Here is an 11,140-nt window from a genome sequence, read left to right on the forward strand (position 1 = left end):
TAGTTTTCAGAAGTGTTTAGCTTATAAAAACGATTAGCTCATAGAAAAAGAATAAGGTTGATAGGGACATGACAACACAAACAGAGTTTGGCTTAAGAGAATATTTGGCTGAGGAAGGGCGTTTATTGATTACGTCTCCGAGTTTTGATTTTGATTCTTACGAAGTGCTAGGTGAAAAGCTGGTGGTGTTGCTGTCAGCATCTGTTGTTGAAAAACAGTGGGACGCCGATATGCATTCTTGGTTGATTGATTTTGAAGATTGTCGAATGTTCTTAAAGTCTGAGCATTACAGTGAATCAATTTGGTTTGAGTCGTTAAATGCTGAAGAAAGCCGAGAAGAGTTTGATTATCTCGCGACGCTTTTCAAGCGCGGTTTTTAACTTTAGCATCGCTTCTAAAACGTAGCTTTTAAACCTGCTTTCAAAACATAGTTTCTAGTGCTATTCACCAATAAAAGTGAGAATAAACGTTTGCGTTTGTTCCCACCGTTGCAGCCAATATTGATTAATGTATAATCGCCCGCCGCTCAGTAGAGCAATTTTTAGATACATTTTTAATTCACATTATTGGTAAGAGCTTTCTTGGATTATTCGAAGAAATGACTCGATTTGGGTTCCCTCACCCCCAAACCAAACTAAAAAGGTACAGCATGAGTAACTTTACCCCTGCGCAACAGCGCAAAGCCCTAGCACTATTAGTTTTGTTCCATTTGGTGATTATTGCGTCAAGCAACTATCTGGTTCAGCTGCCTTTTACCGTCTTCGGTATGCACACCACTTGGGGTGCTTTCACTTTCCCGTTTATCTTCCTAGCGACCGATCTAACCGTACGTATTTTTGGCGCGCAGCTTGCTCGTAAAATCATTTTCTTAGTGATGTTACCAGCGCTGGCCGTTTCTTATTTCTTGTCAGTGGTGTTCTTTGAAGGTTCATTCCAAGGCTTTAGCCAACTAGGTGAGTTCAACTTGTTTGTTGCACGTATCGCCGCGGCGAGCTTCATGGCTTATTTATTGGGTCAGATTTTGGATGTGCATGTTTTCAACCGCCTACGTCAGCTTAAACAGTGGTGGGTAGCCCCAACATGCTCAACGTTATTCGGTAATGCCATTGATACCATCGCGTTCTTTGCGATTGCTTTCTACCAAAGCCCAGATCCATTTATGGCCGAGCATTGGACTGAGATTGCTTTAGTCGATTACGGATTCAAACTTATCATCAGCCTAGGCTTGTTCGTGCCTATGTACGGCGTGCTTCTTAACTACATTGTTAGAAAGCTAACCGCAGTGAACCCTGACTTTAAAGCGACAGGCGTGAACGTATAGCTTTTTACTATCGATAGTTCGATAAGACCTTAATCATTCAGTGCCCTTTGATTTTCGTTGAAGGGCGCTTATTCCCCTCTCTTTTTCTTTTCTTCTCTAGCGATTGTTCTCCCTCTGCACCTTCAAAATTACTACCCAGATAACTTGTTTTTTATTATAAGTAATTGATAATATGTTGGTTTTTGTTTTATTTATATCGTTATTATTGAATGGTAATCCTTTGGTGATGTGGTGAACGTGTACGTTTGTAGAATGGCGGCTCTTTGTCATTATGAGGCTCGCCATGTTCATCCTTATCACCTTCAAGCTCTACTGTGTATACAGCGACTATCGCCGTAAAAAGTGGAAGAAAGCATTTCCTATTCAATCGGAATAATTCGATGGTTCGAAGTGGGCACTCTCGTAATGGAGTTTATGAGATGAAGTGTGCAAAGGAAGCGTGCAGGGAAGTGAGTAATAAAAAGGCCTTCAATTATGAAGGCCTTTTGTGTATCTAAACAAGTGTAAGAATTATGACTCTGCGATCGTCAGAGGCCAACCAATGTCTGTTTGACGGTTGGATTCGATCTCTAGTTCAGCGGCGGTCAGTGGATTACTTGAAAGCCATTGCTTGTCGATGGTGAGCGTTAAGTTGTCACCATTGGCTGTCAGTGTCACTTGTGGCTCAAGGTCTGGATTACGACGGTGAGTCAACAAAATAGCCAAACGCAGAATACGTAAGATACGCTTGCTGCTGGTACCTGAGATAGCGTGTTGCTCTGGTAATGAGGTTAACTGTTCACGGTAGCGACGAGTTAACTCACCCAAGTAGTGCTTTTGCGCTCGAGTAAAGCCAGGCAGGTCTAAGTTCTGCAGCAGATAAGCGCTGTGCTCACCGCCTTTTTTGAAATCGATGGTTAAACCAATCTCGTGAAGCTTTGCTGCCGTTTGCAATAGCACACCAGCTTGAGGTTCTGAAACCCATGCTTCGGCGCCTGCTTGGTCTAGCAGTGCTTGTGCGACTACTGCTACTTGTTCACCGTAGCTTACGTCCATCTGGTAGCGTGATTGAACACTCTTAATGGTACGCGCTCGGATATCTTCTTGGCGTAGCTCATCAACCATCTCGTAAGCTAGGCCTTCACGGAGTGCGCCGCCTGCGAGTGTCATTGAATCTATTTCAAGCAGCTCAAAAATAGCAATAAGAATAGAAAGGCCACTCGGGAACACTAATGCGCGTTCAAGGGTCAGTCCTTCGATTTCTAGCTCTTCCAAGCGCTCAGTAATCATCGCTTGTTTCTGTAGGCGCTTAAGTTTGGCATGAGTAATCACTTCATCCATGCCTTGCGCCAACATGATCTCTTGCAGTGCTTGAACGGTACCACTGGCGCCCACACACACATCCCATCCGATATCAGTGTAGCTATCTAGGATAGGAGCCAACGTCGACTTCGCCGCTTCAATGGCGTTGTTAAAGTTGGTTGCGGTTAATTGGCGATCTTTAAAGTGGCGCTCAAGCCAAGTAACACAGCCCATCTTCAGGCTGGTTAGTGCTTTCGCTGAGAAGCCTTCCCCAATGATCATCTCGGTGCTTGCGCCACCAATATCAACAACCAGTCGGCGGCCGCTGCCACCAGAAGTGTGTGCTACGCCTTTATAGATAGTCGCAGCTTCTTCTTCACCGGAGATAACATTGATGTCGTAACCAAGGATTTGGTTCGCTTTCTCTAGAAATATATCCACATTGATAGCAGTACGTAGGGTCGCTGTACCGACAATGCGGATATTTTCTTTCGGAATATCTTGCAGTCGCTCTGCAAAGAGACTCAAACAGTCCCAACCGCGCTGCATGGCTTCTGTACTAAGCGCATTATTTTCATCTAAGCCTGCAGCTAAACGCACTTTGCGCTTAATTTTAGCCATGGTTTGTACGCTGCCATCGATATGACGCACAACGAGCATATGAAAACTGTTCGACCCGAGGTCGATTGCAGCGTAAAGCGGGGGTGACACTGTTTGACTCATAAGCGACTAAGCTTCCTTGTTGTGACGCGGTTGGCGTGGGCGACGGTTCTGGTTTGGTTTACGGTTACCGTTGCGTGGGCCATTGTTGTTTGAGCGGCGTTGTTGCGGGTTACGTGTACGTAAGCGCAATGGTGCTGGTAGATCTTCTAGCAGTGCAGAAGCATCGTAGTCAGACACAGGAATAGCGTGCTCAATGTATTCTTCGATTGGTGGCAAGTTGATTGCGTAATCTTCACAAGCAAAGCTGATCGAGTGACCACTTGCACCAGCACGACCGGTACGGCCGATACGGTGAACGTAATCTTCACAGTCATCAGGTAGGTCGAAGTTGAATACGTGTGTTACTTGAGGAATGTGTAGGCCACGTGCTGCAACGTCGGTTGCGACAAGCAGGTCAACATCACCTTTAGTGAATTGCTCAAGAATCTTTTCACGTTTCTTCTGAGGAACATCGCCAGTTAGCAGGCCAACACGGTGACCATCTGCAGCTAGGTGACCCCAAACAGACTCACATTTATGCTTAGTGTTAGCGAAGATGATAGCGCGCTCTGGCCACTCTTCTTCAACTAGAGTCTGCAGCAGTGCCATTTTGTGTTCGTTTGATGGGTAGAACAGCTCTTCCTGGATGCGGTGACCTGTTTTACGCTCTGGCTCAACAACAACATGCTCTGGGTTGTGCATGTGTTCGAACGCTAGCTCTTGTACGCGGTAAGACAATGTCGCAGAGAACAGCATGTTCAGGCGATCTTTTGGCTCAGGCATACGGCGGAACAAGAAGCGGATGTCTTTGATGAAACCAAGATCGAACATGCGATCAGCTTCGTCAAGAACAACAGCTTGAATGTGGTTAAGGTTAAATACCTTCTGCTTGTAGAAATCGATGATGCGACCAGTTGTACCGATTAAGATATCTGCGCCTTCTTCGATTTTACCTAGTTGCTTGTCGTAGCTTTCGCCACCGTAAGCAAGTGCTGCCTTGATACCTGTGCTTTCAACCAGAGAGTCAGCATCGTTGTAGATCTGAATCGCGAGTTCACGCGTTGGTGCCATAATAATCGCACGTGGCTGGTTAGGCTTACGCCCTTCATGCTCAGGTGTTTTTAGCAGGTGGTTAAAAGTAGCAGTAAGAAACGCAAGCGTTTTACCAGTACCCGTTTGGGCCTGGCCTGCAATGTCTTGGCCGGTGAGCAGTACCGGGAGCGCCAAGGCTTGGATAGGGGTACAATAATCGAACCCTTTTTTCTCCAATCCTTCAATGACTTGCGGAAGTAAATCCAAGTCGGCGAACTTTTGCTCTGTGATATGCGTCTTTTTCATTGCTATAGAATATCAGCTTAAGCTTGCAATACGAAAGTAAATACATTCCAATAGGGCATCTATTTACTGGTTATCATCCAACCAGTTCTAAAAAATACATTGGAGTGGAAGATGAGTGATAAGATTTTGCAGCTAACTGATGACGGTTTTGATAACGATGTAATCAATGCTGCAGGCCCTGTTCTTGTTGATTTTTGGGCAGAATGGTGTGGTCCATGTAAAATGATTGCGCCGATTCTTGATGAAATCGCAGACGAGTACGAAGGCAAGCTCACAATCGGTAAATTAAATATCGACCAAAATGCTGGTACTCCACCAAAGTTTGGTATTCGCGGTATTCCAACGCTACTTCTTTTTAAAGATGGCGGCGTAGCAGCGACTAAAGTTGGTGCATTATCTAAAACTCAACTTAAAGAGTTCTTAGACGCTAACCTATAATCAGGTCAGCATTTGAAAAGAAACCGTGCAGTTAACAAATGCGCGGTTTTGTTTTTTCTAAGCTATGGACTAGTCTTAGTTTTAGTGCTAATTTATCGCACGTTAATTGAACGAATTTCTCTTCTTGGTCGATCCTGTGACCAAATCCTTCTTAACTTAAGAAAACAGATCCTATTTTGACTAAACAAACTTCCACCACTATGAATCTTACTGAACTGAAGAACAGACCTGTGTCTGAGCTTGTTAAACTTAGCGAAAGCTTAGGTCTTGAAAATCAAGCTCGCCTAAGAAAACAAGACATTATCTTCTCCATCCTTAAAGCGCATGCAAAAAGTGGTGAAGACATCTTTGGTGATGGTGTTCTAGAAATTCTTCAAGACGGTTTTGGTTTCCTACGTAGCGCCGACAGTTCATACCTGGCTGGCCCAGATGATATCTACGTATCACCAAGCCAAATTCGTCGTTTTAACCTACGTACAGGTGACTCTATTGGCGGTAAAATCCGTCCACCTAAAGACGGTGAGCGTTACTTTGCACTGCTTAAAGTAAACACGGTTAACTACGACAAGCCAGACAACGCTCGTAACAAGATTCTTTTCGAAAACCTTACTCCTCTTCACGCTAACGAACGTATGGTGATGGAAGCGGGTAATGGTGCAACTGAAGATATTACGGCTCGTATTCTTGACCTTGCATCTCCAATTGGTAAAGGTCAGCGTGGTCTGATTGTTGCTCCGCCTAAAGCGGGTAAGACAATGCTTCTGCAAAACATTGCTCAAAGCATTGCACGTAACCATCCTGAGTGTGAACTAATGGTTCTACTTATCGATGAGCGTCCAGAAGAAGTAACAGAAATGCAGCGTCTAGTTAAAGGCGAAGTAGTTGCTTCAACATTCGATGAGCCAGCATCTCGCCACGTACAAGTTGCAGAAATGGTTATCGAGAAAGCGAAACGCCTTGTTGAACACAAGAAAGACGTAGTTATCCTACTGGATTCTATTACTCGTTTAGCTCGTGCTTACAACACTGTGATTCCTTCATCAGGTAAAGTTCTTACTGGTGGTGTTGATGCGAATGCTCTACATCGTCCAAAGCGTTTCTTCGGTGCGGCACGTAACGTAGAAGAAGGCGGTAGCTTGACTATCATCGCAACAGCACTGGTTGATACTGGTTCTAAGATGGATGAAGTTATCTACGAAGAATTCAAAGGTACAGGTAACATGGAACTGCACCTTAACCGTAAGATTGCTGAAAAACGCGTATTCCCAGCGATTGATTTCAACCGCTCTGGTACTCGTCGTGAAGAGCTTCTTACCAAGAACGATGAGCTACAGAAGATGTGGATTCTGCGTAAGATTGTTCACCCAATGGGCGAAATCGACGCAATGGAATTCCTTATCGACAAGCTAGCAATGACGAAAACGAACGATGAGTTCTTTGACGCAATGCGTCGCCAGTAATATTGATTAGCTGATCGTTATTTAATAAGCGCTGCCCTCGGGTGGCGCTTTTTATTTGCATTTTGTAGCGACAGCTTGCAGAATGAGCAAAAGTGTTACAAGGAAGTTAAAATGCAACATGGACTGTTGTCATCATTACTCCTGTCTACTTCACTGTTATTTTCACCGGTTGGTATGAGCTATGCCACCGAGATGTCTCCACTTACAGTAGAGTCTTGGCTTGAGAATGATCAAGTAAAACTGAAAACTGCTGAACTACTCGAGCTTGTCGTACGTGACGAAGTCAATTCGCTACGCTTTGCGCTTGAGCGCCTGACATTTCCCCAGCAAGAGGTAGCTCGTTACCAACTCTTGAAGAAGCTTGAACAACAAAAAATCGTACTCACACCCAAGATGTCTATCTTCATTGAGCAGCAACTTGCTATCACGCCTACTTATCAAGTCTTAGAGCGTGGCGATGGCTATGAGTTTACGGTACCTGCCTTTAATTACCCTTCAATTGCTAATCGCCTTATTAAACAATGGCGTCAAGATCAGAAGACATTGGTATTTGTGCTAGATGCAGAGAAACAGGAACTCGACCTAAAAGAGTGGTTATCTGGCTCTGAACATCAAGTTCAAACGCGAGAAGCGTTGCTCATTAGAGAGCTAGACAGTTTGTCTCCTGAAGCGGTTGATTACCTAACTAAGCAACTCACTGCATCTTCTATTGTTAGCTGGTTACCCTCTACTGAGGTGGTGGTTCGATTAGCGCAAGTGAGCGAAGACCCAGAGGTCTACAAAATTCTATGGCGAATGAAGGCCGATTATCATAGCCAAGCTGAGCTAGTCCGCCTTGCTGAAACCAAACAAACGTTCGCGCTTGAACAAGTAATGGCGGCGACTAAAAACCCGCGTTTGAAAGATGAAGCGATTACTTTGCTTACCAAAGTTAACCCGTTATCAGAAGAGGTGAAGCTGTTCCTTGTCTCTAGGATGGCGATTGCTGATGAAGCACCATTAGTCGCGCGTGAACTCGCCAAACAAGGTCATACGCGATGGTTGCAAGATCTCGTCAATGATAACCCTCAGGTGAAGAGCTCTTTGATCGAGCAAGCATTACCGTAAAGTGGATTTTGCCTCTCAATAACCACACTAAAAAGGGGGATCTCAGCGTCACCCTTTTTGATATACTGAGCGCAGAATAATCAGCATGTAGAAGTCCTATGAGTTTTAAAGATTTACGTGATTTTATCGACCATCTTGAAAGTATTGGTCAGTTGAAACGCATTTCTCACCCAGTCGATCCAGACTACGAAATGACCGAGATTAGCGACCGTACTCTACGTGCTGGTGGCCCGGCTCTTTTGTTTGAAAATCCAGTAGGCTATGACATGCCTGTTTTGACCAACCTATTTGGTACACCCAACCGTGTTGCTATTGGTATGGGTCGTCAAGAAGTCAAAGAACTGCGTGAAGTGGGCAAGTTGCTTGCTTACCTAAAAGAACCTGAGCCACCAAAAGGCTTTAAAGACGCTCTTGATAAACTGCCTGTATTTAAGCAAGTCTTAAATATGCCGGCTAAACGCCTTCGCAAAGCGGCTTGCCAACAAGTGGTATGGCAAGGCGATGACGTCGACCTAGATAAAATCCCGGTGATGAGCTGTTGGGCTGACGATGTCGCGCCATTGCTAACATGGGGTTTAACTGTTACTCGTGGTCCAAACAAGAAACGCCAAAACTTAGGCATCTATCGTCAGCAGAAGATCGGTAAGAATAAAATCATCATGCGTTGGTTAGCCCACCGTGGTGGAGCGCTGGATCTGCGTGATTGGATGGAAGCCAACCCAGGTAAACCATTTCCAGTATCGGTAGCGTTTGGTGCTGACCCTGCCACCATTCTTGGTGCGGTTACGCCAGTGCCGGATACTTTATCGGAGTACGCTTTTGCAGGCTTACTGCGTGGTAGTAAAACTGAGGTCGTCAAATCAATCAGCAACGACTTAGAAGTTCCTGCAAGTGCAGAAATCGTGATGGAAGGCTACATCGACCCGAATGAATTCGCAGATGAAGGGCCTTACGGAGATCATACTGGTTACTATAACGAGAAAGAAAAGCACCATGTGTTTACTATTACTCATGTAACCATGCGCGAGAACCCTATCTATCACAGCACCTATACTGGCCGTCCACCTGATGAGCCTGCGGTATTGGGTGTTGCGCTCAATGAAGTGTTTGTGCCTATTCTTCAAAAGCAGTTCCCAGAGATTGAAGATTTCTATCTACCGCCTGAAGGTTGTTCGTACCGAATGGCAGTAGTGACCATGAAGAAGCAATACCCAGGTCACGCTAAGCGAGTGATGATGGGTGTATGGTCTTTCTTACGCCAATTCATGTACACCAAATTTGTATTGGTGTGCGATGAAGATGTGAATGCACGCGATTGGTCTCAAGTAACCGCAGCGATGTGCGAACATATGGATCCGTCACGCGATAGCCTGATGATAGAGAACACGCCGATCGATTCATTGGATTTTGCCTCACCCGTGGTTGGGTTGGGTTCTAAGATGGGTCTAGATATCACTAAGAAGTGGGACGCAGAGTTAGCGTTATCGCCAGATGTCCAAACAGCACCTGTAAATAGTGAACATATAGAAGGTAGCTTGGCTGAGTTAACCAAAGTTCATCCTGAAATTATTGATATTCACCTGCAAAACGACAATGCCAGCATGGTTGTGGTGTCTATTGATAAGCAAGCTGCCGGTAATGGTAAGAAAATCATGGAAGCGGTTTGGTCTCAATTTGATGAGAACAAGTTTGTTATCGTGTGTGACGGTGATGTCAACGTGAGTGATTGGAATGACATCATTTGGGCTGTAACGACCAGGATGGATCCGGCGAGAGATACGTTATTCCTACAGAACGAAACTGGACACTCAAAAATGGGCCTCGATGCGACCAATAAGTGGGAAGGTGAATGCCTGCGTGAGTGGGGTGTTCCAATCACAAAAGATCCTGATGTCGTGAAAAAGATTGATAGCATCTGGGAACAGCTAGGAATTTCATGAGCTACCAAGTAGTCTTATACCCAGAAAACATCAGTTTCACAGTAGAAAAAGGGCAAACGGTCTTGGATGCTGCGCTCAACAGCGATATCTATTTCCCAAACCGTTGCCAAGTTGGCGCATGCGCAATGTGTATGTGCAAAAAATTAGAAGGGCAAGTGAGTTACCACCTTGAACCCATGCTCACAGAGAAAGAGCAGCAACAAGGCTGGATTTTTGCTTGCCAAGCATTTGCAGAAAGTAATTTAGTTCTAACCTTTGCCGATTAAGGGTTAGTAAGAGGAAGAACATGACTATTAAATGTAAAGTGAAGTCTATCGAGCCTTTGGCTTGTAATACTTACCAAATCCTACTTCACCCAGAAACACCGGTCGCTTTTAAAGCGGGCCAGTACCTGATGGTTGAGATGGGCGAGAAAGATAAGCGCCCATTCTCTATCGCAAGTAGCCCTTGTCGCCACGAAGGTGAACTTGAACTGCACATTGGTGCTGCCGAGCACAACGCTTACGCACTAGAAGTGGTTGAAGCGATGAAGAAGGCACAAGCTGAAGATGGCGATATTGCGATTGATGCGCCTCACGGAGATGCTTGGATCAAAGAAGAAAGCGATCGCCCTCTATTACTTATTGCTGGTGGTACTGGCTTCAGCTACGTGCGCTCTATTCTTGATCACTGCATCGCGCAAAATAGCTCGAAAGAGATCTACCTATACTGGGGCGCAAAAGATGAGTGCCAGTTATATGCGAAAGAAGAGTTGGTTGGCATTGCAGAAAAGCATAGCAATGTGCACTTTGTACCGGTAGTAGAAGAAGCACCGGAAGTTTGGCACGGTCAAACAGGTAATGTGCTTGAGGCTATAACGCAAAGTTTCGAATCATTAGCTGATTTCGATATCTATATTGCAGGTCGTTTTGAAATGGCGGGCGCTGCAAGAGACCTATTTACTCAGAATAAAGAAGCAAAGCGTGATCATATGTACGCTGATGCTTACGCATTTATCTAACAATACCCTTAGGTTTTGAGCAAAAAGAGAGCAGAAATGCTCTCTTTTTTACGTTTAGGTGAACTATTAGGCAGTTAACCCCTATTTATTCATTTTTTATGAAAAAGTAGTTGCTAAGCTGAGAGGGTTCCCTATAATGCGACACCACTGAGACGGCAGACGCCACAAGGCTTCAGCAAGAATCAGTAAGACGGAAAGCGACAAAAAATTAATTTTCAAAAAGTGTTTGACACTGAATGTTAATTCGCTAGAATGGCCGTCCACTTCGAGAGGCTCCTTACTTGAAAGGAACGCTCAGGAAGTTAAGCTCTTTAACAATTTAAACCTATCAATCTGTGTGGGCACTCGTTGATGAATATCAAAACGTTTTATCGTTAGATAAAACAGATTCTTCGGAATCAAAATTGATTTCAATGAACTGAGTGACCAATACGTTTAACTACTTGTAGTTATTCGGCACAGTCAATTCATTACCATTCTGTTGGAATGGTAATAGCTTTAAAATTACATAGTAGTTTTGAAGTCAGTATTCGTTGAGTCACAAAATCTTAAA

Annotated in this window: 10 protein-coding genes; 8 read left to right on the top strand and 2 right to left on the bottom strand. The window is 44.6% G+C overall.

What is annotated here, in order from left to right; all coding sequences use genetic code 11:
• The first annotated feature begins 68 nt into the window (after nucleotides 1–68).
• Together IQQ51_RS00155 and IQQ51_RS00160 are read left to right on the top strand one after the other, a co-directional pair.
• The gene (locus tag IQQ51_RS00155) at nucleotides 69–380 is read left to right on the top strand and encodes a DUF3630 family protein (protein WP_193840015.1); all 312 of its coding nucleotides are present in this window, start codon (nucleotides 69–71) and stop codon (nucleotides 378–380) included.
• 269 nt (nucleotides 381–649) lie between these two features.
• Complete coding sequence (locus IQQ51_RS00160; protein WP_048613244.1) at nucleotides 650–1,321, top strand: 7-cyano-7-deazaguanine/7-aminomethyl-7-deazaguanine transporter; 672 nt, start codon at nucleotides 650–652, stop codon at nucleotides 1,319–1,321.
• Nucleotides 1,322–1,831: 510 nt separating this feature from the next.
• Here IQQ51_RS00160 and gppA read toward each other — a convergent pair.
• Together gppA and rhlB are read right to left on the bottom strand one after the other, a co-directional pair.
• Nucleotides 1,832–3,325: a guanosine-5'-triphosphate,3'-diphosphate diphosphatase gene (gene gppA / locus IQQ51_RS00165; protein ID WP_193840016.1), complete on the bottom strand. Its 1,494-nt coding sequence runs from the start codon at nucleotides 3,323–3,325 to the stop codon at nucleotides 1,832–1,834.
• A gap of 6 nt (nucleotides 3,326–3,331) precedes the next feature.
• Nucleotides 3,332–4,642 (bottom strand): ATP-dependent RNA helicase RhlB, encoded by a 1,311-nt coding sequence (gene rhlB, locus IQQ51_RS00170; protein ID WP_048610414.1) that lies wholly within the window; start codon nucleotides 4,640–4,642, stop codon nucleotides 3,332–3,334.
• Between the two features lie 111 nt (nucleotides 4,643–4,753).
• Here rhlB and trxA point away from each other — a divergent pair, with 111 nt between their 5' ends.
• From trxA to fre, 6 genes are all read left to right on the top strand, one after another.
• Nucleotides 4,754–5,080, top strand: coding sequence for a thioredoxin TrxA (gene trxA / locus IQQ51_RS00175; RefSeq protein WP_010440700.1), 327 nt, complete (start codon nucleotides 4,754–4,756; stop codon nucleotides 5,078–5,080).
• A gap of 200 nt (nucleotides 5,081–5,280) precedes the next feature.
• A complete protein-coding gene (gene rho, locus IQQ51_RS00180) occupies nucleotides 5,281–6,540 on the top strand; it encodes a transcription termination factor Rho (protein WP_017062978.1) in 1,260 nt (419 codons plus the stop codon).
• A gap of 111 nt (nucleotides 6,541–6,651) precedes the next feature.
• A complete protein-coding gene (locus IQQ51_RS00185) occupies nucleotides 6,652–7,647 on the top strand; it encodes a hypothetical protein (protein WP_017059249.1) in 996 nt (331 codons plus the stop codon).
• Nucleotides 7,648–7,745: 98 nt separating this feature from the next.
• The gene (gene ubiD / locus IQQ51_RS00190; RefSeq protein WP_086972034.1) at nucleotides 7,746–9,587 is read left to right on the top strand and encodes a 4-hydroxy-3-polyprenylbenzoate decarboxylase; all 1,842 of its coding nucleotides are present in this window, start codon (nucleotides 7,746–7,748) and stop codon (nucleotides 9,585–9,587) included.
• Nucleotides 9,584–9,853: a 2Fe-2S iron-sulfur cluster-binding protein gene (locus tag IQQ51_RS00195; RefSeq protein ID WP_008224727.1), complete on the top strand. Its 270-nt coding sequence runs from the start codon at nucleotides 9,584–9,586 to the stop codon at nucleotides 9,851–9,853. Before ubiD ends, IQQ51_RS00195 begins: the two co-directional genes overlap by 4 nt.
• A gap of 20 nt (nucleotides 9,854–9,873) precedes the next feature.
• Nucleotides 9,874–10,587: an NAD(P)H-flavin reductase gene (gene fre / locus IQQ51_RS00200; RefSeq protein ID WP_017055264.1), complete on the top strand. Its 714-nt coding sequence runs from the start codon at nucleotides 9,874–9,876 to the stop codon at nucleotides 10,585–10,587.
• Nucleotides 10,588–11,140: the final 553 nt, after the last annotated feature.

Source organism: Vibrio sp. OPT18, assembly GCF_015163615.1.
Taxonomy (GTDB): Bacteria; Pseudomonadota; Gammaproteobacteria; order Enterobacterales; family Vibrionaceae; genus Vibrio; species Vibrio coralliirubri.